The organism is Streptomyces sp. CHD11 (assembly GCF_018638295.1).
Classification (GTDB): Bacteria; Actinomycetota; Actinomycetes; order Streptomycetales; family Streptomycetaceae; genus Streptomyces.
Genome location: NZ_JABTTS010000039.1, coordinates 33,619 through 55,715, shown reverse-complemented (window position 1 = coordinate 55,715; position 22,097 = coordinate 33,619). Strand labels below are relative to the sequence as shown.

Annotated in this window: 25 protein-coding genes and 1 pseudogene; 18 read left to right on the top strand and 8 right to left on the bottom strand. The window is 73.4% G+C overall.

Features of this window, described 5'->3' with window-relative positions:
• The first annotated feature begins 64 nt into the window (after positions 1 to 64).
• The 3 genes from HTV45_RS30435 to HTV45_RS30425 are packed head-to-tail and all read left to right on the top strand — an operon-like array spanning position 65 to position 3,417.
• Complete coding sequence (locus HTV45_RS30435; protein ID WP_215209131.1) at positions 65 to 1,303, top strand: acyltransferase family protein; 1,239 nt, start codon at positions 65 to 67, stop codon at positions 1,301 to 1,303.
• A 54-nt stretch (positions 1,304 to 1,357) separates the two neighbouring features.
• Complete coding sequence (locus tag HTV45_RS30430; protein WP_215209130.1) at positions 1,358 to 2,104, top strand: MBL fold metallo-hydrolase; 747 nt, start codon at positions 1,358 to 1,360, stop codon at positions 2,102 to 2,104.
• Positions 2,105 to 2,145: 41 nt separating this feature from the next.
• Positions 2,146 to 3,417 carry a DUF4032 domain-containing protein gene (locus HTV45_RS30425; RefSeq protein WP_215209129.1) on the top strand — a complete coding sequence of 424 codons (1,272 nt, stop codon included), beginning with the start codon at positions 2,146 to 2,148 and terminating at the stop codon, positions 3,415 to 3,417.
• Between the two features lie 13 nt (positions 3,418 to 3,430).
• Here HTV45_RS30425 and HTV45_RS30420 read toward each other — a convergent pair whose 3' ends face one another.
• Positions 3,431 to 4,303 (bottom strand): universal stress protein, encoded by an 873-nt coding sequence (locus HTV45_RS30420; protein WP_215209128.1) that lies wholly within the window; start codon positions 4,301 to 4,303, stop codon positions 3,431 to 3,433.
• 210 nt (positions 4,304 to 4,513) lie between these two features.
• Here HTV45_RS30420 and HTV45_RS30415 point away from each other — a divergent pair.
• The 6 genes and pseudogenes from HTV45_RS30415 to HTV45_RS30390 form a co-directional block, all read left to right on the top strand.
• Positions 4,514 to 4,845: pseudogene (locus HTV45_RS30415) on the top strand (fused response regulator/thioredoxin-disulfide reductase); the annotation flags it as partial.
• 48 nt (positions 4,846 to 4,893) lie between these two features.
• Complete coding sequence (locus HTV45_RS30410; protein ID WP_215209169.1) at positions 4,894 to 5,247, top strand: UBP-type zinc finger domain-containing protein; 354 nt, start codon at positions 4,894 to 4,896, stop codon at positions 5,245 to 5,247.
• An 88-nt stretch (positions 5,248 to 5,335) separates the two neighbouring features.
• On the top strand, positions 5,336 to 5,845 hold the full coding sequence (locus HTV45_RS30405) for a CAP domain-containing protein (protein ID WP_215209127.1): 510 nt from the start codon (positions 5,336 to 5,338) through the stop codon (positions 5,843 to 5,845).
• A 72-nt stretch (positions 5,846 to 5,917) separates the two neighbouring features.
• Positions 5,918 to 6,595: an AIM24 family protein gene (locus HTV45_RS30400; protein WP_215209126.1), complete on the top strand. Its 678-nt coding sequence runs from the start codon at positions 5,918 to 5,920 to the stop codon at positions 6,593 to 6,595.
• 83 nt (positions 6,596 to 6,678) lie between these two features.
• The gene (locus HTV45_RS30395; protein WP_215209168.1) at positions 6,679 to 7,638 is read left to right on the top strand and encodes a pyridoxal-phosphate dependent enzyme; all 960 of its coding nucleotides are present in this window, start codon (positions 6,679 to 6,681) and stop codon (positions 7,636 to 7,638) included.
• 80 nt (positions 7,639 to 7,718) lie between these two features.
• Entirely contained in the window at positions 7,719 to 9,302 is a 1,584-nt protein-coding gene (locus tag HTV45_RS30390) for a serine/threonine-protein kinase (protein ID WP_215209125.1), read from the top strand.
• On the opposite strand, the gene HTV45_RS30385 is transcribed toward HTV45_RS30390, so the two are convergent.
• The gene (locus HTV45_RS30385) at positions 9,261 to 10,739 is read right to left on the bottom strand and encodes a serine hydrolase (RefSeq protein WP_215209124.1); all 1,479 of its coding nucleotides are present in this window, start codon (positions 10,737 to 10,739) and stop codon (positions 9,261 to 9,263) included. The two genes, HTV45_RS30390 and HTV45_RS30385, sit on opposite strands and share 42 nt — an antisense overlap.
• A 73-nt stretch (positions 10,740 to 10,812) precedes the next feature.
• On the opposite strand from HTV45_RS30385, the gene HTV45_RS30380 reads away from it, so the two are divergent.
• Both HTV45_RS30380 and HTV45_RS30375 read left to right on the top strand, forming a co-directional pair.
• Positions 10,813 to 11,784: an LLM class F420-dependent oxidoreductase gene (locus HTV45_RS30380; protein ID WP_215209123.1), complete on the top strand. Its 972-nt coding sequence runs from the start codon at positions 10,813 to 10,815 to the stop codon at positions 11,782 to 11,784.
• Between the two features lie 150 nt (positions 11,785 to 11,934).
• Positions 11,935 to 12,360 carry an SsgA family sporulation/cell division regulator gene (locus HTV45_RS30375; RefSeq protein ID WP_215209122.1) on the top strand — a complete coding sequence of 142 codons (426 nt, stop codon included), beginning with the start codon at positions 11,935 to 11,937 and terminating at the stop codon, positions 12,358 to 12,360.
• A gap of 45 nt (positions 12,361 to 12,405) precedes the next feature.
• Here the strand turns inward: HTV45_RS30375 and HTV45_RS30370 are convergent, their stop codons facing one another.
• Positions 12,406 to 12,903: a DUF6328 family protein gene (locus HTV45_RS30370; RefSeq protein ID WP_215209121.1), complete on the bottom strand. Its 498-nt coding sequence runs from the start codon at positions 12,901 to 12,903 to the stop codon at positions 12,406 to 12,408.
• Between the two features lie 198 nt (positions 12,904 to 13,101).
• On the opposite strand from HTV45_RS30370, the gene HTV45_RS30365 reads away from it, so the two are divergent.
• A complete protein-coding gene (locus HTV45_RS30365; RefSeq protein ID WP_215209120.1) occupies positions 13,102 to 13,443 on the top strand; it encodes a hypothetical protein in 342 nt (113 codons plus the stop codon).
• A 9-nt stretch (positions 13,444 to 13,452) separates the two neighbouring features.
• On the opposite strand, the gene HTV45_RS30360 is transcribed toward HTV45_RS30365, so the two are convergent.
• Both HTV45_RS30360 and HTV45_RS30355 read right to left on the bottom strand, forming a co-directional pair.
• On the bottom strand, positions 13,453 to 14,436 hold the full coding sequence (locus tag HTV45_RS30360; protein ID WP_215209119.1) for an aldo/keto reductase: 984 nt from the start codon (positions 14,434 to 14,436) through the stop codon (positions 13,453 to 13,455).
• 63 nt (positions 14,437 to 14,499) lie between these two features.
• A complete protein-coding gene (locus HTV45_RS30355) occupies positions 14,500 to 15,198 on the bottom strand; it encodes a ribonuclease H (RefSeq protein ID WP_215209118.1) in 699 nt (232 codons plus the stop codon).
• Positions 15,199 to 15,679: 481 nt separating this feature from the next.
• On the opposite strand from HTV45_RS30355, the gene HTV45_RS30350 reads away from it, so the two are divergent.
• On the top strand, positions 15,680 to 16,570 hold the full coding sequence (locus tag HTV45_RS30350) for an aminoglycoside phosphotransferase family protein (protein WP_215209117.1): 891 nt from the start codon (positions 15,680 to 15,682) through the stop codon (positions 16,568 to 16,570).
• Between the two features lie 40 nt (positions 16,571 to 16,610).
• Here the strand turns inward: HTV45_RS30350 and HTV45_RS30345 are convergent, their stop codons facing one another.
• Entirely contained in the window at positions 16,611 to 17,093 is a 483-nt protein-coding gene (locus tag HTV45_RS30345; RefSeq protein WP_215209116.1) for a VOC family protein, read from the bottom strand.
• A 495-nt stretch (positions 17,094 to 17,588) separates the two neighbouring features.
• Between HTV45_RS30345 and HTV45_RS30340 the strand changes: the two genes are divergently transcribed.
• Both HTV45_RS30340 and HTV45_RS30335 read left to right on the top strand, forming a co-directional pair.
• The gene (locus tag HTV45_RS30340; RefSeq protein WP_215209115.1) at positions 17,589 to 18,248 is read left to right on the top strand and encodes an ATP-dependent Clp protease proteolytic subunit; all 660 of its coding nucleotides are present in this window, start codon (positions 17,589 to 17,591) and stop codon (positions 18,246 to 18,248) included.
• The gene (locus HTV45_RS30335) at positions 18,248 to 18,850 is read left to right on the top strand and encodes a ClpP family protease (protein ID WP_215209114.1); all 603 of its coding nucleotides are present in this window, start codon (positions 18,248 to 18,250) and stop codon (positions 18,848 to 18,850) included. The genes HTV45_RS30340 and HTV45_RS30335 overlap by 1 nt, the downstream gene beginning before the upstream one ends.
• Positions 18,851 to 18,865: 15 nt before the next feature.
• Here the strand turns inward: HTV45_RS30335 and HTV45_RS30330 are convergent, their stop codons facing one another.
• Positions 18,866 to 19,264 carry a RodZ family helix-turn-helix domain-containing protein gene (locus HTV45_RS30330; protein ID WP_215209113.1) on the bottom strand — a complete coding sequence of 133 codons (399 nt, stop codon included), beginning with the start codon at positions 19,262 to 19,264 and terminating at the stop codon, positions 18,866 to 18,868.
• A gap of 250 nt (positions 19,265 to 19,514) precedes the next feature.
• On the opposite strand from HTV45_RS30330, the gene HTV45_RS30325 reads away from it, so the two are divergent.
• Positions 19,515 to 20,399 (top strand): RNA polymerase sigma factor SigF, encoded by an 885-nt coding sequence (locus HTV45_RS30325; RefSeq protein ID WP_215209112.1) that lies wholly within the window; start codon positions 19,515 to 19,517, stop codon positions 20,397 to 20,399.
• A gap of 17 nt (positions 20,400 to 20,416) precedes the next feature.
• Here HTV45_RS30325 and HTV45_RS30320 read toward each other — a convergent pair whose 3' ends face one another.
• Positions 20,417 to 20,872, bottom strand: a complete 456-nt coding sequence (locus HTV45_RS30320; protein ID WP_215209111.1) for an ATP-binding protein — start codon at positions 20,870 to 20,872, stop codon at positions 20,417 to 20,419.
• Positions 20,873 to 21,018: 146 nt separating this feature from the next.
• Between HTV45_RS30320 and HTV45_RS30315 the strand changes: the two genes are divergently transcribed.
• A complete protein-coding gene (locus tag HTV45_RS30315) occupies positions 21,019 to 21,603 on the top strand; it encodes a PRC-barrel domain-containing protein (protein ID WP_215209110.1) in 585 nt (194 codons plus the stop codon).
• Positions 21,603 to 22,058: a PRC-barrel domain-containing protein gene (locus HTV45_RS30310; RefSeq protein ID WP_215209167.1), complete on the top strand. Its 456-nt coding sequence runs from the start codon at positions 21,603 to 21,605 to the stop codon at positions 22,056 to 22,058. The genes HTV45_RS30315 and HTV45_RS30310 overlap by 1 nt, the downstream gene beginning before the upstream one ends.
• The last annotated feature ends 39 nt before the right edge of the window (positions 22,059 to 22,097 follow it).

Sequence of the window (22,097 nt, the reverse complement as noted above, 5' to 3'; positions counted from 1 at the left end):
GGAAGCCTGTCCTCCCCGCCCCCGCTCCCCCAGACTGGGCCGCACCCGGCGCGGGGAGGGGCCGATGGGCTGGGACACGGAGCGCGGGGCGCCGGCCGGCAGGCGCGCCGAACTCGACATACTGCGCGCCCTGGTCGTCCTCGGGCTGGTCTTCTTCCACTCCGCCCTCGTCTTCTCGCCGGACGACGACTTCTACGTCAAGAACGCGACGACGACGGACGCCGTGACCGTCCTCGCCGGCTTCGGCGTGGTGTGGGCCATGCCGATGCTGTTCCTGGTCGCCGGTCTCGGCGCCCGGCACTCCGTCCGCCGCAGGGGACCCGGTGGCTTCGCCCGGGAGCGGCTGCTGCGCCTGGGCGTCCCGCTGGTCTTCGGCACGGTCGTCCTGTGCCCTCTCCCCCAGTGGCTGCGGCTGCGCGCCGCCGACCCCGGATACGACGAGCCGTACGGCCGGTTCTGGACACGGTTCCTCACCGTGCGCCCGGACCTCGCCGACTTCCCCTTCGTGCTGGAGGGCGACCACTTCGAGACCGGGCATCTCTGGTTCGTCGTCCTGCTGCTCGTCTTCTGTCTGCTGCTCGTGCCGGTGGCGGCCCGGCTGGCGGCGGGCGCCGGACGGGCGGCCCCCGCGCTGCGGCGCCGGCCCGCCCTGCTCCTGCTGCCCGCGCTGCCGCTCGCCGCCGTCAACGCGCTGCTCGGCATGGAGGAGGGTTTCGCGGGGTGGAACCGCTGGGCCTATCTGCTCTTCTTCGTCTGCGGGTTCGCGTTCGCCGACGACGAGCGGGTCCGCGAGGCCACCCGCCGTGTCGCGGTACCCGTGGGCGTGCTCGGTGTGGTGCTGTTCGCCGGGGCCGCGCCCGGCTTCGTCGCCGGCGACGACCCGTTCACCGACCGGACCGCGTTCGCGCTGACGACCCGGGCCCTGTTCGGCGCGGCCGGCTGGTGCTGGGTGACCGCGATCCTCGGCCTGCTGGACCGGCCACGGCCCGGGCCCCCGGGCGGGCGGTCCCGGGCGGACCGCGGGTCCGGGTTCCTGGCGTATCTGGGACTCGCGGCGCTGCCCCTGTACGTACTGCACCAGCCGGTCGTCGTCGCCTTCGCGTACGGGGTGGTCGGCTGGTCCGCTCCGATGGCCGTCAAGTACGCGGTGATCGTGGCCGCCTCGCTGGCGGTGCTCCTCCCGCTGTACGAGTACGGGGTGCGCAGGACGGTGGTGACCCGGTTCCTGTTCGGGACGCGGACGGGTGCCTCACCGGGGCCGGCGCCGTCACCGCCCGGCCCGCCGCCCGCGTCCGTGCCGTGATCTGCTTTCCTTCTCACGTCGGACAGGAAACACTCGGCCCGGGCCAGGAGGATCATGCGAGCAGCGGTGCGGCATGTCGCGGACGGCACCTTCCTGGTGCACGGCGAGGACACCAACTGGGTGATCCTCACCGAGGGGGACGCCGTCACACTGATCGACACCGGTTACCCCGGTGACCGCGCGGGGCTGCTCGCCTCCCTGGCCGAGGTGGGGAGCTCACCGGAGGCGGTGACGGCCGTGCTGATCACCCACGCCCACAACGACCACCAGGGCTCCGCCGAGTACCTGAGCGCCACGTACGGCGCCCCGGTTCTCACGCACCAGGCCGAAGTACCGCACGCGCGCCGGGACTTCCTGCACCAGGTGAGCGTCGGGCGGGTGCTGCGGGGCGGGTGGCGGCCGGGCGTGCTGCCGTGGGCCGCGCACGCCCTGCGCAGCGGCGCGACGGCGAACGTCGCGGTCACCGCGCCCGAGCCGTTCCCGGGGCCGGGCCCCCTCGATCTTCCGGGCCGGCCCGTGCCCGTGCACACGCCCGGCCACACCGCCGGACACTGCGCCTTCCACCTCCCGGACACCGGGGTGGTGGTGTCGGGCGACGCCCTGGTCACCGGTCACCCCACCGCACGGGCGCGGGGGCCGCAGATGCTGACCGACATGTTCCACCACGAGCGCGCCACCGCCGTGGCCTCCCTGGACGTCCTGGCGGAGCTGGACGGGGACCTGCTGCTGCCCGGCCACGGCCCGCTGCACAAGGGGCCGGTGCGGGACGCCGCCCGGCTGGCCCGGGAGCGCGCGCAATAGAGTGAGGTGACGATCACCCGCGAGACGAGGACACCGCAGCCATGGCACTGCAGATCAACGCGACCAACCCGGAGCACCCCGCGCTCCTGTTGGAACTGCCGTGGCACCTGCCGCTGGAGGAGTGGCCCGAGGAGTACCTGGTGCCGCTGCCGCGCGGCATCTCCCGGCACGTGGTGCGCTACGCGCGCGCCGGCGACGAGGTGATCGCGGTGAAGGAGCTCGCCCAGCGGCCCGCGCTGCGCGAGTACGAACTGCTGCGCGACCTGGACCGGATCGGCATACCGGCGGTCGATCCCCTCGCGGTGGTCACCGGCCGCACCGACCCGGCCGGGGAGCAGCTGGAGAGCGTCCTGGTCACCCGGCATCTCGGTGGCTCGATGCCGTACCGGTCGATGTTCGAGACGACGCTGCGTCCGGCGACCATGCACCGGCTGATGGACGCGCTCGCCGTGCTGCTGGTGCGGCTGCACCTGGCCGGGTTCGCCTGGGGCGACTGTTCGCTGTCCAACACCCTGTTCCGGCGGGACGCGGGCGCCTACGCCGCCTACCTCGTGGACGCCGAGACCGGGGATCTGCACCCCGAACTGAGCGTGGGGCAACGCGAGTACGACCTCGATCTGGCCCGGGTCAACATCAGCGGCGAGCTGCTCGACCTGGAGGCCTCCGGGGCGCTGCACCCCTCCGTCGACCCCATCGAGTTCGGCACCGAGATCTGCGCCCGCTACCAGAAACTGTGGCAGGAGCTGACCCGCACCTCCGTCTACCCGGCGGGCAAGTACCACTACATCGAGCGCCGCATCCGGCGGCTGAACGACCTCGGTTTCGACGTGGCCGAGATGCAGATCGAGCACGCCTCCAACGGCGACACCGTCACCTTCGTGCCCAAGGTCGTCGACGCCGGCCACCACCAGCGGCAGCTGCTGCGGCTGACCGGTCTGGACGCCGAGGAGAACCAGGCCAGGCGGCTGCTGAACGACCTGGAGAGCTGGATGGCCACCCAGGACGACTACGCCCCGGGCGACCCTCCCCCGGGCTCCCGGCTCCGCTCGGGCGGGGGTGACCACCACGGCGCCCGCCCGGAAGTCCTCGCCCACCGCTGGGTGCGTGAGGTCTTCCGGCCCACCGTGCGCTCCGTCCCGCCGGAGCTGCGCGGTCCGATGGACGCCGCGGAGATCTATCACGAGCTCCTGGAGCACCGCTGGTACCTGTCCGAGCGGGCACAGCAGGACATCGGTCTCGACACGGCCGTCGAGGACTACATCCGCTCCATCCTGCCCAGGACGCGGACCACCCTGCGGCCGGCGGACGACTGAGCCGGCGCCCGGCTCAGGCGGGCGGCACCACGGCGACCGGGCAGTCCGCGTGGTGCAGCACCCCGTAGGCCACCGAGCCGATCCTGGTGCCCACCGCCGTACGGCGGGCACGCCGGCCGACGACCATCAGCTGGGCGGTGCCCGACACCGACAGCAGCACCTGGCCGGCGCTGCCCATCTCCACGTGCTCGACCACCGGCACGTCCGGGTAGCGCTCCCGCCACGGTGCGAGCGCCGCCGCCAGGGCCTTCTGCTCGTACGGCTCCAGCCCTCCGGCCTCGTCCATGAGCTGGAGCGAGGCGGGGCTGTAGGCGAACACCGGCGGCAGGGTCCAGGCGCGCACGGCGCGCAGGCTCGCGCCGCGCCGGGCGGCGGTCTCGAAGGCGAACCCGAGCGCGGCGGCACTGTCCTCCGGGTCGCCCTGCTGTCCGACCACGATCTCCCGCGCGGCGACCTCGTTCGACGCCCGGTCCCCGGCGCGGACGAACACCACCGGCCCGCCCGCCCCGACGATCACCTGCTGGCCGACCGAGCCGACCAGGAAGCCCAGGATCCGGCCGTGCCCGCGTGAGCCGAGGACCAGCATCTCCGCTTCAGCCGTGAGGGCCGTCAGCGTCTCCACGGCGTCACCCTCGAGGACGTCCACCGTCACGGACAGCTCCGGGTGCCGCTCCCGGACGGCGCGGGCCCCCTCCCCGACGGAGTCGCGCACCCACTGCTCCTGGGTCGCGCTGTCCCCGGTGTCCACCGCTTCGTGTGCCTCGAACCGCCAGGCGTGCACCACCCTGAGCGGCAGCCCCCGGCGAACCGCCTCCCTGGCCGCCCAGTCCAGCGCGGCGAGGCTCTCCCCGGTTCCGTCGATCCCTGCCGTGATCGGGTGCGTCATGCGGTTCCTCCAGGCGTCGTGTCCACTGCGCGGGTCCAGTCTTCCCTACGCCGTTGCGGGGACGCCGAGGTGGGAGCGGGTGGGACACCCGGAGCGACACGTTCCTGAGCGGATCGTGGCGAACACCCATACGCTGGGCAGGGCCGGTGCGGTGGCCGACGGCAGAACGGGTTCGCCGTGCCGGGGAGCCCATGCCGACATGGGGGACTCATGGCCGAGGCCGCCGACGCAGCACGGACCGTCGTCGCGACCGTGGACGACGACCCGGGAGCCTCCCGCGCCGTGGCCCGCGAAGCCCGCGACCCCAGGCCGCGCTGCGGGGCGTCGTACCGGATCGTGCGCGCGGAGTCCGGCGAGTCCGCCCTGGACGCGCTGCGCGAACCGGAACTCCGCGGCGACCTCGTCGCCGTGATCCCGTGCGACCACCGGATGCCGTGGAAGAACGGCGTCGAGTTCCCGGAACAGGCCCCGGACGTGCACCCGGGCGCGCGGGGATGCTGCTGTCCGCGTGCGCGGACACCGCCGCGGCGATCGACGCGATGCCGCCCCTCACCGCACCGCACCCCGACGACACCCCCGAGGAGCCCGTAATGACCAGCGAGCACACCATCGACCCCAGTGTCCCGCCGACCGGAGCGGGATGCGCCGACTGTGAGACCGCGGGCGGCTGGTGGTTCCATCTGCGACGCTGCGCGACCTGCGGCCACATCGGCTGCTGCGACAGCTCACCCGGTCAGCACGCCACGGCGCACTTCGAGTCCACCGGGCATCCCGTGGTCCGCAGCTACGAGCCGGGTGAGGCCTGGTTCTGGAACTACGCCACCGACGAGCTGTACGGGTCCGGCCCCGAGCTCGCCCCGCCCGTGAGCCACCCGGCCGACCAGCCGGCTCCGGGACCGGCGGGCCGGGTCCCCGCCGACTGGAGCGCGGCACTGCGCCGCTGAGCCGTGCGGGCGGGAACCCGCGTCGCCCGTGCGTCGTTCTCCGGACACCCCCACCCGGTCCGCGTGACGACGAGATCAGGACGGCGCGTTGAACGACATGGTTCCCGGCGGCAATCTGGCCCTTCCGGGCGGTGCGGTGACCATCCGGGTGACCGGGCCCTTCGACGTGTCCGCGCTGATCACGGACGACGGCGGAAAGGCCGGCGGCGACGGCGACTTCGTGTTCTACAGCCAGCCGTCCGCCCCGGGCGCCCGGCTGGCCGCCGACACGCTCACCGTCGACCCGCGGGCGCTGCGCTCCGGCGCCTGCCGGGTCACCGTGGCGGTCAGCCCCGCCGCGCCCGGCACACCGCTGAGCGCCCTGCCCGCCGCCGTGCTCCAGGTCGCCGACGCCGGCGGGCGTCCGCTCGCTGCGCGGCGGACGGTCGGCGAGAACATAGCCTGCGGACAGCGCTCGGCCGCCGAGGTCGTGGAGGGCTGGATGAACAGCCCCGGCCACCGCGCCAACATCCTCAAGGCCGGCTTCACCCATATCGGCGTCGGTTTCGCGGGCGGCGGCCGGGCGGGTACGTACTGGACCCAGCTCTTCGGAGCCTGAGAGCGGCCCCGCCCGCCGTGCCGTACGGACGGCATCCTGGCGCACGGGACGAGTCCGGGCGAGGATGCCCCCATGAAGGGTGACCTGTTTTCCAGTCAGCACAGGGTGCAGCCGGCGACGGCTCCGGGCATGACGGTCGAGAACGCCAAGTGCGTCCGTTACACGGTCGACGGCGAGATGCTCGCCCGCCAGGGCGCGATGGTCGCCCACCGCGGCGACCTGCGGTTCGAGCGCAAGGGCCAGGGCGTGGGCGGCATGCTGAAACGCGCGGTGACCGGCGAGGGGCTGGCGCTGATGGCGGTGCGCGGGCAGGGCGAGGCCTGGTTCGCGCACGAGGCGCAGAACTGTTTCATCGTCGAGATCGACCCCGGCGACGAGTTCACCGTCAACGGCCGCAACGTCCTGTGCTTCGACTCCTCGCTGTCGTACCGGATCTCGACCGTGAAGGGCGCCGGCATCACCGGCGGCGGCCTGTTCAACAGCGTGTTCACCGGACACGGCCGGCTGGGACTGGTGTGTGACGGAGATCCGCTGGTCATCCCGGTGTCGCCGGGGTGGCCCGTCTTCGTGGACACGGACGCGATCGTGGGCTGGACAGCGGGGCTCACCACCTCGCTGCACCGTTCGCAGTCGGTGGGGTCGATGCTGCGCGGCGGGTCGGGCGAGGCGGTGCAGCTGAAGCTGGAGGGTGAGGGGTATGTCGTGGTGCGGCCCAGCGAGGCGACACCGCACAAGGCCCAGCAGCACTGAACGTTGTTGACCACGGCCCCGGCGCGGTTCAGGGTGGGGCACGGTGCGGATCACCTGGCCCCGCGCCGGAGAGGATGAGCGTCGTGATCGGGATCGCCGACATCGAGACAGCGGCCGAGCGGATCGCCGGGCATGTGGTGCGGACCCCGACGGTGCCGAGCCCCGGGCTGTCGGACCTGCTGGGCGTGCCGGTCACGGCCAAGCTGGAGCTGCTGCAGCGCACCGGTTCGTTCAAGGTGCGCGGCGCGGCGGCGAAGCTGCTGGCGCTGACCGGGGCCGAGCGGGCCGCCGGGGTCGTGGCCGTGAGCGGCGGCAACCACGGGGTCGCCCTCGCGGTGATGGCCGCCGCCCTCGATGTGAAGGCCACGGTGGTGATGCCGCGTTCGGCGCCCGCCCGGGCCGTGGAGACCGCGGAGTCCGCGGGCGCGTCGGTGCGGGTGACCGACGACATGGACGGCGCGTTCGGGTTGACGGAGCGGCTCCGGGACGAAGGGCTGACCCTGGTCCACCCGTTCGACGACCCGGAGGTGATCGCCGGTCAGGGCACTGTGGGGCTGGAGTTCGCCGCGGACGCGGGGGACCTCACGGACGTCCTGGTGAGCATCGGGGGCGGCGGGCTGATCTCCGGTGTCGCGGCGGCGCTGCGGGCGCTGCGGCCCGGGGTGCGGGTCTGGGGCGTGGAGACCGAGGGCGCGCAGGCGATGTCCGAGGCGCTGGCGGCGGGCCGTCCGGTGCCGGTGGAGCTGACGTCGATCGTCTCCACGCTGAGCGCCCCGGCCGTCTCGCACCTGACGTACGCGCATGTGTCGGAGCTGGTCACCGAGGTGCTGGTGGTGCCGGACCGGGAGGCGGTCCGGGGGTCCCTCGAACTCGCGGACCACGCCAAGGTGTGGGCCGAGCCGGCCGCCGGCTGTCTGCTGCCCGCCGCGTGCCGGGTGCTGGAGCGGGTCGGCGAGGGCGCCCGGCTCGGTCTCGTGGTGTGCGGCGGCAACGCCACCACCGGCGACGTGATCGCCTGGGCGGAACACTTCGGGCTTCGCTGAGCCTTTCTTTGAACGGACCCGGCCCGCTCCCCCGTACCACTGGGGACAGCGGGATCCAGCGGTTCGACGAGGGAATGGCCATGGGCAGGGCGCACGTCTCCGGGGACCGGCCGGTCGCCGGCCGGTACCGGCTGGTCGAGGTCACGCACCGGGAGACCAATCGCGTCAGCTGGTACGCCGACGATCTGCAGGCGGGACGCCCGTGCCTGGTCACCCTGACCGAACTGCCCCGGGACGCCGGCGAGGCGGCCCGGCGCGCTCCCTCCCGTGTGCTGCGGGCCACCGAGAGCGTGAGCCGGCTGTGCCCGGGCCGGACCGCCACGGTCGTCGACGCCGTCGACGAGAACGGCTCCCTGTGGACCGTCACCGCCTGGATCGACGGCACGCCCCTCGACGAGGTTCTCGCCCAGCAGGGCACGTTCACCCCCGCACGGGCCGCGAGGATCGCGCTGGAGGTGCTCGACGTCCTGGACGCGGCGCACGCCGAGGCGGTCACGCACGGGGAGCTCAGCCCCGGCCAGGTGTTCCTGCGGGAGGAGGGCCCGGTCGTCGTCACCGGGTACGGCCTGGCCGGCACGACGTCGGCGCCCCGGCTCACGGCACCGTCGTACGCCTCTCCTGAGCAGGCCCGCGACCAGCGGATCGGCCCGGCCGCGGATCTGTGGGCGCTGGGCGCGATCGTCTACACCATGCTCGAGGGCCGCCCGCCGTTCCGGGACCGCGGACGCCCGGAGGCCACGCTGAGAGGGGTGGACCGGCTGCCGCTGCGCGCTCCGCTACGGTCCGGTCCGCTCACCCTGGTCGTCCAGGGGCTGCTGCGCAAGGACGCCCGGGAGCGGCTGAACCGGCAGGTGGTCCGGGAGATGCTCACCCGTGCGCTGTCCGAGGGCCCCGGCGCCGCCGCAGCCGAGCCGGCGAACGCCCGGCCGCGCGGAGCCGGCCGCGCGTGGGGCGGGAGAACGCTGGTGCTCGGTACCGCTCTGGCTGTCGTCACCGTCGCGGTCACCGTGCTCGCCGCGACCCAGGAGCTGCCCGGCACCGGGGACGGAACCGCCGCCGACGCGCCACCGGTCTCGGTGTCCGCGCCGGCCGGTCCCGGCACGCCCGGCGACGCGAGCGGCGGCGCGAGCCCCGGCGGGCGGGACACCGCCCCGCCGGCCGCCGCTCCCACCCCTTCCCCGTCGGGCACGGGAGGCCTCCCGCCCGGATTCCGGACGTACCGGGCCCCGGAGGGGTTCACCGTCGCGCTGCCCGCGGGCTGGAAGCGGCTGGACACCTCGGGCACCCCCGGCCTGGCCTATCGCGTCACCTTCGGCGCCCAGGGGGATCCGCGCACGCTCGCCGTGACCTACAGCGAGCGGGTGGGGTCCGACGCGGTGGCCGTGTGGCGGGACGACGTGGAGCCGCGACTGGTGCGGTCCGGCGGCTACCGGCGGATCGGCGGCATCCGGGCGCGGACCTACCAGGGGCGCGAGGCCGCCGACATGGAGTGGTACGCCGAGGACGACGGCGCCCGGGTGCGTACCTTCGGCCGGGGCTTCCTGCTGGGCGGCGGCCGGGGCTTCTCCCTGCGCTGGACGACCCCGGCCGCCGACTGGGACGAACCCGCGGGCCGGGAGGCGCTACGCACCTTCCTCCGGACGTTCCGGCCGGGCACCGGCTGAGCCGCGCGGGGCGCGCAGCCCGCTCAGCGGCCACGCGTGCAGCGGACGGGTGAGCCAGCGGGCGGTGAAGGTCCGCTCCGCCAGGGAGCAGGTGACCGTCAGCCGGTGCGGCGTGTGGAGGAACACCACGTCCACGGTGAGGGTGCCGTCGTCGGACCACCCGCCGCTCGCGGCGGCCGGGACGGGCTCCTCTGCGACACTCCAGCCCGGACCCGCGAACCGCGCGTCGAACGGCTCGCCGTCCTCCGTGAGGCGCAGCGTCCAGCCGCCGGCGTCCGCCACGACCTCGGCCGCGGTCAGTTTCGGCTGGTCGGCGCAGATGCCGCCCCGCGGGACGAAGGCGGCTCCCGGCCAGTCCCCGGCGCCCTGGGGCGGTACCGGACTACCCGCGGCCGGGGGCAGCGCGAGCCGGTCGAGGCGCTCGCGCAGCACCGCGTCCGCACGGCGGCGGCCGCTCAGCGGCGCGGGCCGGAAGGCGGGCAGCAGGTGCCGCCAGACCAGGTCCAGGTACTCCTGCATCCGCTCGGTGGCCGTCGTCACGGCGATCACGGCGTCCTGATCGGGCAGTACCAGGCAGAACTGCCCGTACGCGCCGTCGCCGCGGAAGCCGTGCCGGGAGATCCAGAACTGGTGTCCGTAGCCGCGGTCCCAGTCCTGCCGGTCCCCCTCCCCCATGGCGCCGCGGGTCGATACGTGCGGGCGTGAGGCGCGGGCGGCCCATCCCTCGGGCAGCAGCCGTTCGCCCTGCCGGACCCCGTCGTCCAGGTACAGCAGGCCGAGCCGTGCGACGGCGTCGGTCGCGGCGTACAGTCCGCTGAAGCCGATCTCACGGCCGGTACGGTCCCGCTGCCACACCGTCTCGCCGATGCCCAGCGGGTCGAACAGCCGGGGCCTCAGGTAGTCGGTGAGCGACTGGCCGGTGACCCGCTGCACGATCGCGCCGAGCGTGTAGGTGCACGGCTGGTTGTAGGCGAAGACGGTGCCGGGCTCACGCTCGGGCGGCTGGAGCAGGAAGCCGCGCACGGGTTCGGCGCGGTCGGCGGCGTACGCCGCGTCGATCATCTCGCGCTCGTGTCCGCTGGCCATGGACGCCACATGCCGGACCAGCATCGCCCGGCTGCGCGGGTCGGTGACGTCGGCCTCGAACTCCGGGAAGTACGACAGCACCGGGGCGTCGAAGTCGAGCAGCCCCTCGCCCTCGGCGAGGGCGGCGGCGGTCGCCGTGAAGCTCTTGCTGAGCGAGTACAGCAGATGGAGGCGCGGCGCGGTGTAGGGCGCCCACCAGCCGGAAGCCACGAGATGGCCGTGGCGCAGGATCATCAGGCTGTGCGGCTCGATGCCGGGGGCGGCCTCGAGTGCGTCGAGGAAGGCGTGGACACCGGACGCGTCGACGCCCTGGGCGGCCGGATCCGAGGGGGGAAGGGGGCGAGCGCTCATGGGGCCATCCTGCCCGCGGGGCCGACGGGTGATCCACCGTTTTCACCGCCCGCGTCCGGGGGACCCGGGCGTCATGGTGCGCATCGGATACACGATGATGACGGAGCAGGCCGGGCCGCGTGAGCTGGTCGGACATGTGGTGCGGGCCGAGGAGGCGGGCTTCGACTTCTCGGTGACCTCGGACCACTACTTCCCCTGGCTGGAGTCGCAGGGGCACTCGCCGTACGCCTGGAGCGTGCTGGGCGCCGCCGCGCAGGCCACCTCGCGCATTCCGCTGATGACGTACGTGACGTGTCCGACGTTCCGCTACCACCCGGCGGTGGTGGCGCAGAAGGCGGCGACGGTGCAACTGCTGTCCGAGGGCCGGTTCCGGCTCGGGCTCGGCTCCGGGGAGAACCTGAACGAGCATGTGGTGGGCGGCGGCTGGCCGTCGGTGGACGTGCGGCACGAGATGCTCGAGGAGGCGGTGGAGATCATCCGCGGTCTGTTCGAGGGCGGCCACGTGAACCACCGGGGAACCCACTTCGACGTGGAGTCGGCCAAGTTGTGGGACCTGCCGGACCGGCCGCCGCCGATCGGTGTCGCGGTGTCCGGGGCGCGGTCCTGCGACCTCGCGGGCCGGCTCGCCGATCTGGTGATCGCCACCGAGCCGAAGGCGGAGCTGCTCGACGCCTTCGACCGCAGTGGTGGCCGGGGCAAGCCGCGGGTGGGACAGCTGCCGGTGTGCTACGACCCCGACCGGGAGGCGGCCGTCGCGCGCGCCCATGACCAGTTCCGCTGGTTCGGCAACGGCTGGAAGGTCAACTCCGAGCTGCCGCACCCCGGTTCCTTCACCCTGGCGACCCAGTTCGTCCGTCCGGACGACGTCGCCGCGTCCATCCCCTGCGGCAGTGACCCGGAGGCGTTCGTCGAGGCCGTCCGCCCCTACGCCGAGGCCGGTTTCACCGAGGTCGCCCTGGTGCAGATCGGCGGCGAGTCGCAACCGCCCTTCCTGGACTGGTCGGAGAAGACCCTGCTGCCGGCCCTGCGGGACGCCTTCGGCTGACACCGGCGGCCCGGTGCTCGGCACGGGTGCGGACGGGACGCGTCGCGAGTGCACCCGTACCGGGCCCGGATTCACCCGTCCAGTCGAGCATCACGCGCGGATGCGGGGTACTAGAGGGCTCTACGCCGGTACTGCCCGAAAGGCCTTCACGTGAACTCGTTCGTGCACAAGACCCTGGTGGTGGAGCTCCAGGCGGGCGTCGCGGACCGCTTTCCGGTGCTCGCTCACCTGAGTTACGACCCCTGTGACCCGTTCGCCGTCACTCTCGTCTTCAGTCATGACGGCCGGGTCCTGGCCCGCTGGCAACTGGACCGCGAGATGGTCACCGACGGTCTCGACCGCCCGGTCGGCATCGGGGACGTCCGGCTGTCCCCGGAGTCCCGGGGAGTGGGTCAGGAACTGCGGATGGAGTTCCTCGGTGAGGCGCGCGCCGACGGCGGCCGGCATCACGCGGTGGTGTTCGCCTGGGCCGAGAGCGTCGGGGAGTTCCTGCGGGAGACCCGCGGGATGGTGGCGCCGGGGTGTGAGGAGGTACGCGTGGACGACTTCCTCGCGGACGTCCTGGCCGGGAGCTGAGCCGCCGGGAGCGCGAACCCGGCCGCCGGGCGCGCCCACTCCCCGTCAGCGCGCCGTGTGGCGGTGCCGGGCCCACAGCGGCAGGCCGAACCAGCACAGCAGGTACCAGCACACCACTCCGGTCACCAGGTACGGGACGAAGTCGTCATGGGTGGCCACGCGCAGGATGAGCAGCAGGGAGCAGCTGGTGGTCGCGAGCAGGAGCAGCAGGCCCAGCAGGGTGAGGCGGGACGCCCAGCGCACCGCGTGCGCCTTGATGCGCCGTCCGGAGACGAGCCGGTGCAGTGACACCGGGCCGATGAGCGCACCGGTGGCGCAGGCGCCCAGGACCACCGTCACAATGTAGATCGTCTGATCGGTGTCGGACAGTTCGGCGTACTTCGGGGTGAACACGACGGTCAGCAGGAACCCGAACAGGATCTGCACGCCCATCTGGGCGACGCGGACTTCCTGGATGAGTTCCGTCCACATCCGGTCCGCTCTCTCGTCCTCGGTCTCGTCGCGCCCCCGGCGCACGCTCCCACCCCGCTCCGTGTCCGGCACAGCGCCTCCCTGTCGTGCGGCATCGGCAAGTCCCCAGAAGTCCGACGGGCACAGGCCCGCGGCGCGCGACTGTGGCGTCGGACTCCTACCTGCTTCCCCGAAAACGCCGGCCCTCCCCCGCCGGTCTCCGGTTTGGGCCCGCGGGGCGCGGTTACCCGGGCAGCTCGATGTCAGCGAGGCCAGGAGGTCGTGGGACGTATGCCGGACACCCAGCTCACCGTGACGCTCAGCGGCGGGGACGCCGACGATGCCCGAGCGGTCGTCCGGGCCCTGGAGGCCACCTTCGGTGCGCCGCGGGAACAGCCCTCCGGGGAGCGTGCGACGGTCCGCGTGGCGACCTTCACCGGGGAGGGGGAGGGCCCGCCGGCCGGGCACCGGGACGCGGGGCTGCTGTCGGCGCCGGTGGACGTCACCGTGCAGGGCACTCCGCAGGCGGTGCGACGGGCGGGCGACGCCCTCGCGCGGTCGTTCACCACGCGCGACGAGGGCACCGCCGCAGGCGACCAGGAGCAGGAGAGGCAACTGCGCCTGGAGCCGTGACGCCCGCCGCTACCAGCGGGCCTCCACCTGGTCCCTGACACGGCGGTCGTAGAGGTCCCCGATCGCCGAGAGGGTCGCTTCGGAGAGTTCCGGCAGCCGGGCGGCGGCCGCGTTGGCGCGGGCCTGCTCGGGCGAGCGGGCGCCGGGGATGACGGTGGTGACGCCGGGCTGCTGGACGATCCAGCGCAGCGCCAGCTGGGCCGGGGTGTATCCCTCGGGGGCGAGCGCGGCGAACTCGGCGGCCGCTTCGACACCGGTGGTGTAGTCGACCCCGGAGAAGGTCTCGCCCTGATCGAAGGCCTCGCCGTGCCGGTTGAAGCTGCGGTGGTCGTTCTCGGCGAAGACGGTGTCCCGGGTGTACTTGCCGGAGAGCAGTCCGGAGGCGAGCGGGACCCGGGCGATGATGCCGACGCCCGCCTCGCGGGCGGCCGGGAGCACCTCGCGCAGGGGCTTCATGCGGAACGGGTTGAGGATGATCTGCACGCTCGCCACGTTCGGGCGGGCGATGGCGGTCAGCGCCTCCGCGCAGGTCTCCACGCTGACGCCGTAGGCGGCGACGCGCTCCTCCGCCACCAGGGTGTCGAGGGCGTCGAAGACCTCGTCGGTGGAGTAGACGGGGGTCGGCGGGCAGTGCAGCTGCACCAGGTCGATCCGGTCCACCCCGAGGTTGCGCCGCGATCGGTCGTTCCACGCGCGGAAGTTGTCCAGTACGTAGTTCTGCGGGAGCTGCTCGGCCCGGCGGCCCATCTTGGTGGCGACCATGACGTGCAGATCGGGCCGTCCGCTCAGGAACGACGCGATGGTCTGCTCGCTGCGTCCGTCACCGTAGACATCGGCGGTGTCGAAGAAGGTGACGCCCGATTCCGCGGCGGTCTCCAGGACCGTGAGGGCCTGCTTGTCGTCGACGTCACCCCAGTCGGCCCCCAGTTGCCAGGTGCCGAGACCGATCACCGATGCGTGCTGACCCGACCTGTCGAATGTGCGCTCGTCCATGGGGGTCAGTCTGTCATCCGTGTCACCGGGACGCCGGGCGGCTCCCCCGTGGGCGGGCGCCGCTCAGACGCTCTGGGCCGTCCGGCACTCGGGGTGGCCCCAGCCCTTGTCGTTCTTGGCGATGGCCTCGCCGGCCGCGTAGGACCGTCCGCACGGGCAGCGGCCCGCGAACTTCGCCTTGATGGTGCGGCCCGGAGAGCCGCCGCCGCGCTGCCGGGGCGTCTTCTTCCCGCCGGACCCGCGCTTCGCCGCGCCGCCCGCCGGGCGGTCCGGGGCGGCCGGCGGTTCGGGCGAGCCCAGCGCGCTGCCGGCCCCGTCCTGCACGACGGCCGCCTGGCTCGCCGCGCGGTCGGCGAAGTCATTGAGGCGGTCGCCGTCGACCTGGTGGGCGGGCACGTAACGGAACTCCACCGAGCGGTCGCTCAGCAGGCCGTCGATACGCACGACGAGTTCCTGGTTGGCGACCGGTTTGCCGGCCGCCGTGCGCCAGCCGTTGCGCTTCCAGCCGGGCAGCCACGTGGTGACGGCCTTCATCGCGTACTGCGAGTCCATCCGCACCTCGAGCGGCACGGCCGGGTCCGTCGCCGCCAGCAGCCGCTCCAGAGCGGTGAGTTCGGCGATGTTGTTGGTGGCCGTGCCCAGGGGCCCCGCCTCCCAGCGGACCGGCGTCCCGGACGCGTCGGCGACCACCCAGGCCCAGCCGGCGGGCCCGGGGTTTCCCTTCGAAGCCCCGTCGCACGCGGCCACCACTCGTTCACGCATACGCCGATCATGCCACGCCCTCCGGCAGCTCTCCGCCGTGGTCCCGGGACCGTCCGGCCGCCTCCGCGTGCGTCCTGGGCCGCGGCACACGCACACCACCGCGCGCCGCCCTCCTGGCCCGGTACGGGCGGTAGGACGGCCGCCACCACCCTGCCGTCGGCGTGGGCCCGGGGTGCGGTCGCCGGGCTCCGGCGACGACCCGCCCAAGGCCCCGCGAGGACGGCGCCGCAGGTGCTCCTGGCTCCCTCGACGCCGTGGGCCGCCGCGTCGGCCCGGCACGGGGCACCTTCGGATGCCGTGGGCTTGGCCGCGGCTTGTGCGGACAGGTCGTTCGGTCCGGCTTCTCGCGCCGGTCACCGTTGTCGCGGCCCGCACGCCGGACGCCGGCCCGGCCGGGGCCGTCCGGTGCGTGCGGCGACCGTTCCGCGGGCAGTGCGAAAAGCGTTCGACACCGGATGCGGTCGCTGCTGGGATGAGCGGCATGGGTACGCCGAGGATGCGTCCGGACGAGGTGGACATCGACGTCCCGCTGGTGCGGCGGCTGATCGCGGACGGGTTCCCGCGGTGGGCCGGGCTGCCGGTGGAGCGGCTGTCGTCCTCGGGGACGGAGAACGCCATGTTCCGGCTCGGTGCGGAGCTGGTGGTGCGGCTGCCCCGGCATCCCGGCGCCGTCGGCAGCGTGGCGCACGAACAGCGCTGGCTGCCCCGGCTGGCACCTCGGCTGCCGTTCGCGTCGCCGGAGCCCCTGGGCCGGGGTGAGGCCGGGCACGGGTTCCCGTGGCCGTGGTCGGTGTACCGCTGGCTGGACGGCTCCAACCCGGTCGTGGGGGCGCTGGAGGACCCCGGTTCGCTCGCGGCCGACCTCGCCTCCCACATCACCGCCCTGCGCGCGGTCGTCACGGCGGACGCTCCGGCGTGCCCCCGCGGTGTCCCCCTGTCCACCCGGGACGCTCCGACGCGCGAGGCCATCGCGCGGCTGGCGGGGCGGACCGACACGAAGACGGTGACCCGGCTGTGGGAGGAGGCACTGGATGTCCCCGACTACGCCGGGACGCCGCTCTGGGCGCACGGTGATCTGTCGCCGGGGAACGTGCTGACCGCCGGCGGCCGGCTCGCCGCGGTGATCGACTTCGACTGCGCCGGCGTGGGCGATCCGGCGGTGGACCTGATCGTCGCCTGGAATCTGCTGCCCGCCGGGGTGCGGGACGTCTTCCGGGAGGCGGTGGGCGCCGACGAGGCGGAGTGGGCGCGGGGGCGGGGCTGGGCCCTGTCGATCTCGCTGATCCAGCTGCCGTACTACTGGGACACCAATCCGGCGCTCGCGGCGAATTCACGCCATGTGATCGCGGAGATCCTGGCGGAACGCGGGTAGCGGCGGCGGGACCGTTCGGCGACCGTCCCGCCCACGGCCGTCACTCCCCCGCGTAGGCCTTCTCCAGGGTGGCGATGTCGAGCTTGCCCATCGTCATCATGGACTTCATCGCGCGGTCCGCCTTCTGCCGGTCAGGGTCGCTGATCATCTCGGTCAGCCGGACCGCGTTGACCTGCCATGAGACGCCGAACCGGTCCTTGAGCCAGCCGCAGGGGCCGTGTTCGCCGCCGCCCTCGGCGAGCCGGTCCCAGTAGTGGTCGATCTCCGCCTGGTCGGCGCAGTCGAGCTGGAAGGAGATCGCCTCGCTGAACGTGAACTCGGGTCCGCCGTTCAGCGCGACGAACTTCTGGCCGTTGGCCGTGAAGTCGACGGTGAGCACGGAGTCCTCGGCGCCGGGCGTGGCAGCGGTGTTCCGGACGACGGTGCCGATGCCCGAGTTCTCGAAGACCGAGACGTAGAAGTTCGCGGCCTCCTCGGCCTGTCCGTCGAACCAGAGACACGTGGTGAATCCGTCGGTGGTCATGAGTACCTCCTGTGCGTGCAGCGCGGTCATCAGTGTCGACCGTCGCGTGCTCCGGAACTCATCGCTGCCGCGAGAAGTGGCTCCGGGCGGCGGAGCCGGACGACGGTGGTGGCGGTGCGCCGCCGCTCCCCGGGACCGGGGCGGGCCGGCCGGACCCGGTCGGCCCGGGGCCCGACGGAGCAAAGCCCGACGGAGCAAGGCCCGGCAGAACGGGCCCGGTGGGACGGGCCCGGCAGAACGGGCCCGGTGGGACGGAGCCCGGCAGGGGCACGACCGGACGGGGCAGAACCGGCGGAGCGATACGGGGCGTACCCGGGGGGACAAGGCCCGGTGGGCAAGGCTCTCGGACGGGCCCCTTGGGGCGATGCGGTTGCGCTCTGCCGGTAGCCGATCTGCCAGGGGCAGAGAAGCCCCCGTCCGGCCCGCCGCCCGGTCAAGAGTGGAGGAACGCGGTCGTCCCGGCCGCGCTCGACCGACGACCCCTCAGGAGCGCCGATGTCTCCATTCGCGGCCGGCCCCCGGCCGGCCCCACCGCTTCCCCGGGCCGAGGAGGGCGACACCCCGCCGACCCGGTACGACGACGATCTCGCCGCCCAGCTGCTCGCGCAGCGGATCGTGCTGCTCGGCACCCAGGTCGACGAGGTCTCCGCCAACCGCGTCTGCGCGCAGTTGCTGATCCTGTCCGCCGAGGACCCGCGCACCGACATCAGTCTGTACATCAACAGTCCCGGCGGCTCGGTGCACGCGGGTCTGGCCATCTACGACACGATGCGGCTGATCCCCAACGACGTGTCGACGCTGGCGATGGGCTTCGCGGCCAGCATGGGCCAGTTCCTGCTCTGCGTCGGCACGCCCGGGAAGCGGTACGCCCTGCCGAACGCGCGCATCATGATGCACCAGCCGTCGGGCGGCATCGGAGGCACCACCGCCGACATCGAGATCCAGGCGGAGAACCTGGAGTTCACCAAGCGGACGATCGAACGGATCACCGCCGAACACACCGGACAGTCCGAGCGGACCATCTCCGGGGACGGGGACCGGGACCGCTGGTTCACCGCCGAACAGGCCCTGGAGTACGGGATGGTCGACCGGGTGGTGGAGTCGCTCGACGACGTCCGCCCGGCGTCGGCACGGCGCAGGATGGGGCTGCAGTGATGGGGACGTACACGATTCCGAACGTCGTCGAGCGCACGCCGCAGGGCGAGCGGTCCTACGACGTGTTCAGCAGGCTGCTCTCCGAACGGATCATCTTCCTGGGGACCGAGATCGACGACGGGGTCGCCAACGTCGTCATCGCTCAGCTGCTCCATCTGGAGTCGGCGGCCCCGGAGAGCGAGATCGCGGTGTACATCAACTCCCCCGGCGGCTCGTTCACCTCGCTCATGGCGATCTACGACACGATGACCTTCGTACAGGCGCCCGTCTCCACGTTCTGTGTCGGGCAGGCGGCCTCCACGGCGGCCGTGCTGCTGGCCGGCGGTGATCCGGGGCGGCGGTTCGTGCTGGAACACGCGCGGGTGCTGCTCGGGCAGCCGGCCGCGGGCGGGGCGCGCGGCACGGCGTCCGATCTGTCGCTCCGGGCCAAGGAGATGGTGCGGATCCGTTCCCAGGTCGAGGAGGTGCTGTCGCGGCACACGCACCACGACGCGGAGACGCTGCGGGCGGACATGGACCGCGACAAGGTGTTCACCGCCCGGGAGGCCGTGGCGTACGGCCTGGCGGACGAGGTGCTGGCCCGGCGCCTGGTGCGGGTGTGAGGCGCCGGGCCGGGGTCAGGCGGCCAGGCACATTCCGTCGTGCGCGGAGCCGGACACACCCCGCGGCGCGGCAGTCCGCCGGCCGGTGACGCGGACCAGCTCGCCGTGGGCCCGGGACAGCAGGTCGCCGAGGCCCAGACCGAGCGCGTGGGCGGCGGCCGCGAGAACCTCCGAGGAGGCTTCCTTGCGGCCCCGCTCCACCTCCGAGAGGTAGGGCATGGAGATCCGGGCCTCGTCGGCGACGTCCTTCAGCGTCCGCTCCTGGGCGAGGCGCTCCGCGCGGAGCACATCGCCGACGAGGTCGCGCCACAGCGGATCCCGGGGGACGGCGTGCGGGGCGGGCGGCCGGGCCGGTGCGGGTCGCAGGGGGATGACGCGGGCGTCAGGGGCGCGGTGCGGCGCTGGATCGGTCACGTTCTCACCCTAGGAATTCCGCGGCGGAGGGGAAGACCGCGGCATTCCGCCCTGAGTGAAGTCCGGGTGACGACGGCGCGGCTCGCCGTACCGGGCTGCCGTGCGGGGCGGGACGCCGTACTCTCGGACGCAGACACACGGTGCGCGCCGCGTTGCCGGGCGCCGGGAAATCCGGTGTGCATGAGTTCGTGCGCACCGGGTACTCGCGAGGCCAGGCACATGGCAGCCGTGACGTTCTTGGGGAGAGGAAATGAGGACCGCCGTGAACCGGTCGCAGGCGCAGGTAGTCGAAGGGCACACCGAGGCCGGAGCGGATGGCGGCGAACCGCTGGAACTGGACGCACGGAGCGTCGCTCCGCGCGACGCGAGGATGCTGTCCCGCCAGTTCTTCCGCCGTATGGCGGAGCTGGAGGAGGGCACCCACGACTACCAGTACGCCCGCAACACCCTCATCGAGATGAACATGTCGCTGGTGCGGTTCGCGGCCGGAAGGTTCCGCGGCCGGGGCGACGACATGGACGACATCGTGCAGACCGGGATGATCGGTCTGATCAAGGCGATCGACCGGTTCGAACTCTCCCGCGAGGTGGAGTTCACCTCGTTCGCGCTGCCGTACATCGTGGGGGAGATCAAGCGGTTCTTCCGGGACACCACGTGGGCCGTGCATGTGCCGCGGCGGCTGCAGGAGCTGCGGGTCGAGCTGGCCAAGGCCCGCGAGGAACTCGCAAGCCGGCTGGACCGGGAACCCACGGTCGCCGAGCTGGCCACCCTGATGAACATCACCGAGCGGCAGGTCGTCGAGGGGCAGATCGCCGCGAACGGGTACAACTCCTCGTCGCTGGACGCCGCGCTCACGGGTGACGGCCCGGAGAGCGGCGAAGCGGTCCTCGCGGACTTCATCGGGATCGAGGAGCAGGGGCTGCGGCTCGTCGAGGACTTCCACACGCTGGCCCCGCTGATGGCGGAACTCAGCGAGCGCGACCGGGAGATCATTCATCTGCGGTTCGTGGAGGAGGCCACCCAGGCGGAGATCGGCGAGCGCCTCGGCTGCTCGCAGATGCACGTGTCCCGTCTGATCAAGCGGATCATCGCGCGGTTGCGCGAGGGCATGCTGGGCGAACTCGGCTGCGCCTGAGGGCGGCTCGCGGCGGGTCAGTCGCCGGCGAGGTCCAGTACGGCTCGTACGCGCTTGCCGACCGGTACCCGTTCCACGCCGACCTCCAGTGCCAGCGCCCGGACGATCTCCAGACCGTGCCGTCCGACCCGCTGGGGATCGCGGGGGAAGACGCGGGGCAGGGTGGCACTGCTGTCGTAGACCGACACGGTGAGTGAGGTGTCCGTGCCCTCGAGTTCCAGGACGTACGGGCCCTCGCTGTGCCGGTCCGCGTTGGTGACCAGTTCACTCACGACCAGCAGCACCGCGCCGTCGGACCGCGCGCCGATCGAGGCGCACCACTGGGTCCTGAGCTGTTCGAGGAAGTCCCCGGCGAAGGCCCGCGCAGCGGCGATGCATCCCGGCTCGCCGGTGAAGTGTGCCGCCCGCCGCAGCGGCTCCACGGGCACGTCGGAACCACTCGGTATCACTGCCTCGTCCAAGCGATAGGTCATGCGTTTTCTCTCTGCGAAGCCGGCCCGGCCGGATGATCTGCACCAGTCCTGGTACCCCGAGTCCGGCGGTGCAGTCCACCTGATCCGTGTTCGGTTCCGAGCCGTTGGGAACCCGGGAGTCGCCGGACGCGGCGGAAGGGTGCGCGATGAACGGACTGACCGGCGTACGGAGCCTGACGACCCTGCCCGTGGTGACGCTGGGCGGGGACGTCGTGGCCCATGTGAAGGACACCGTCCTCGACGCCCCGGCCGGGCGGATCGAAATGTTCACCCTGACCGGCCGGACGCTGCTGTCGGGGCCCCTGCCGTACTGTCTGCCCTGGCCCGTGGTGCACTGTCTGGGCCGTCATGCGGTCATGGTGCGCGACGCGGGGGCGCTGTGCGGCCTGCCGCTCTCGGCGGCGCGCCGCGAGGCGGTGCGCGGACGGCTGCTCGGGGCGCAGGTGGTGACCGACGAGGGCGAGACGGTGGGGACGGTGCTCGACGTCCTGGTCGAGGGCGGCACCAGCGGTCGGCTCGTCGCCTTCCGGCTGGCCGCGCACCGGGAGCTGGTGCACGGCTCCCGGCACCGCCGGCACCGGGTGTACGTGCCCCGGGGCGAGGCCCTGAGCGTCACCGGCCGGACGCTGGTGATACCCGCGCACGCGACGACGTACGTCACCGACGACCTGCCGGCGTTCACGGCCCGCGTGGGTGCCCGTCACGACCGCGGACGGGGTGTGTCCCGGTGATGCTGTTCTCCCGGGTGCGAGGGCTGCCCGTGCTGACTCCCGGCGGGGACGGCCGGGTCGGCGTGGTGCGGTCGCTGAGCGTGGACGGGGCGCCCTGGCGGGTGACGCACGTCGTGGTGGCCCGCGGCCGGCTGCACAGGAGCGCGCGGGTGGCGTGGGACGCCCTGCGCGCCGCCGGACCCGGCACGCTGGTCGTCCGCGGGACCGGCGGACGGTCCGGCGGCGGTCCGGGCAAGGTCACGGACCACCACGAACTGGTGGGGAGCCGAGTGCTCACGGAGTGCGGGGAAGAGCGCGGCACCGTGCTGGACGCGGCGTTCGACCCGGTCGACGGCCGCATCGAGGCGGTCCTCACGACGGCCGGCGAAGTGCCGCCCGACCGCCTGCTGGGGCTCGGCGACCACGCCCTGGTGACGCGCGCCGACCACGCCCGCCACGACATCCGGGCGGCGTAGGCGTCCCGCGACACCGGGGACCGGGAGGTCCGTCCGGCG

Excerpts from the sequence above, each read along its gene's own strand:
- HTV45_RS30435 (WP_215209131.1), top strand. The coding sequence starts at position 65 with ATGGGCTGGGACACGGAGCGCGGGGCGCCGGCCGGCAGGCGCGCCGAA.
- HTV45_RS30360 (WP_215209119.1), bottom strand. The coding sequence starts at position 14,436 with ATGGACGAGCGCACATTCGACAGGTCGGGTCAGCACGCATCGGTGATC.
- HTV45_RS30400 (WP_215209126.1), top strand. The coding sequence starts at position 5,918 with ATGAAGGGTGACCTGTTTTCCAGTCAGCACAGGGTGCAGCCGGCGACG.
- HTV45_RS30340 (WP_215209115.1), top strand. The coding sequence starts at position 17,589 with ATGTCTCCATTCGCGGCCGGCCCCCGGCCGGCCCCACCGCTTCCCCGG.
- HTV45_RS30410 (WP_215209169.1), top strand. The coding sequence starts at position 4,894 with ATGACCAGCGAGCACACCATCGACCCCAGTGTCCCGCCGACCGGAGCG.
- HTV45_RS30420 (WP_215209128.1), bottom strand. The coding sequence starts at position 4,303 with ATGACGCACCCGATCACGGCAGGGATCGACGGAACCGGGGAGAGCCTC.
- HTV45_RS30350 (WP_215209117.1), top strand. The coding sequence starts at position 15,680 with ATGGGTACGCCGAGGATGCGTCCGGACGAGGTGGACATCGACGTCCCG.
- HTV45_RS30380 (WP_215209123.1), top strand. The coding sequence starts at position 10,813 with ATGGTGCGCATCGGATACACGATGATGACGGAGCAGGCCGGGCCGCGT.
- HTV45_RS30335 (WP_215209114.1), top strand. The coding sequence starts at position 18,248 with ATGGGGACGTACACGATTCCGAACGTCGTCGAGCGCACGCCGCAGGGC.
- HTV45_RS30345 (WP_215209116.1), bottom strand. The coding sequence starts at position 17,093 with ATGACCACCGACGGATTCACCACGTGTCTCTGGTTCGACGGACAGGCC.
- HTV45_RS30310 (WP_215209167.1), top strand. The coding sequence starts at position 21,603 with ATGCTGTTCTCCCGGGTGCGAGGGCTGCCCGTGCTGACTCCCGGCGGG.
- HTV45_RS30365 (WP_215209120.1), top strand. The coding sequence starts at position 13,102 with ATGCCGGACACCCAGCTCACCGTGACGCTCAGCGGCGGGGACGCCGAC.
- HTV45_RS30390 (WP_215209125.1), top strand. The coding sequence starts at position 7,719 with ATGGGCAGGGCGCACGTCTCCGGGGACCGGCCGGTCGCCGGCCGGTAC.
- HTV45_RS30320 (WP_215209111.1), bottom strand. The coding sequence starts at position 20,872 with ATGACCTATCGCTTGGACGAGGCAGTGATACCGAGTGGTTCCGACGTG.
- HTV45_RS30315 (WP_215209110.1), top strand. The coding sequence starts at position 21,019 with ATGAACGGACTGACCGGCGTACGGAGCCTGACGACCCTGCCCGTGGTG.
- HTV45_RS30325 (WP_215209112.1), top strand. The coding sequence starts at position 19,515 with ATGAGGACCGCCGTGAACCGGTCGCAGGCGCAGGTAGTCGAAGGGCAC.
- HTV45_RS30385 (WP_215209124.1), bottom strand. The coding sequence starts at position 10,739 with ATGAGCGCTCGCCCCCTTCCCCCCTCGGATCCGGCCGCCCAGGGCGTC.
- HTV45_RS30430 (WP_215209130.1), top strand. The coding sequence starts at position 1,358 with ATGCGAGCAGCGGTGCGGCATGTCGCGGACGGCACCTTCCTGGTGCAC.
- HTV45_RS30355 (WP_215209118.1), bottom strand. The coding sequence starts at position 15,198 with ATGCGTGAACGAGTGGTGGCCGCGTGCGACGGGGCTTCGAAGGGAAAC.
- HTV45_RS30425 (WP_215209129.1), top strand. The coding sequence starts at position 2,146 with ATGGCACTGCAGATCAACGCGACCAACCCGGAGCACCCCGCGCTCCTG.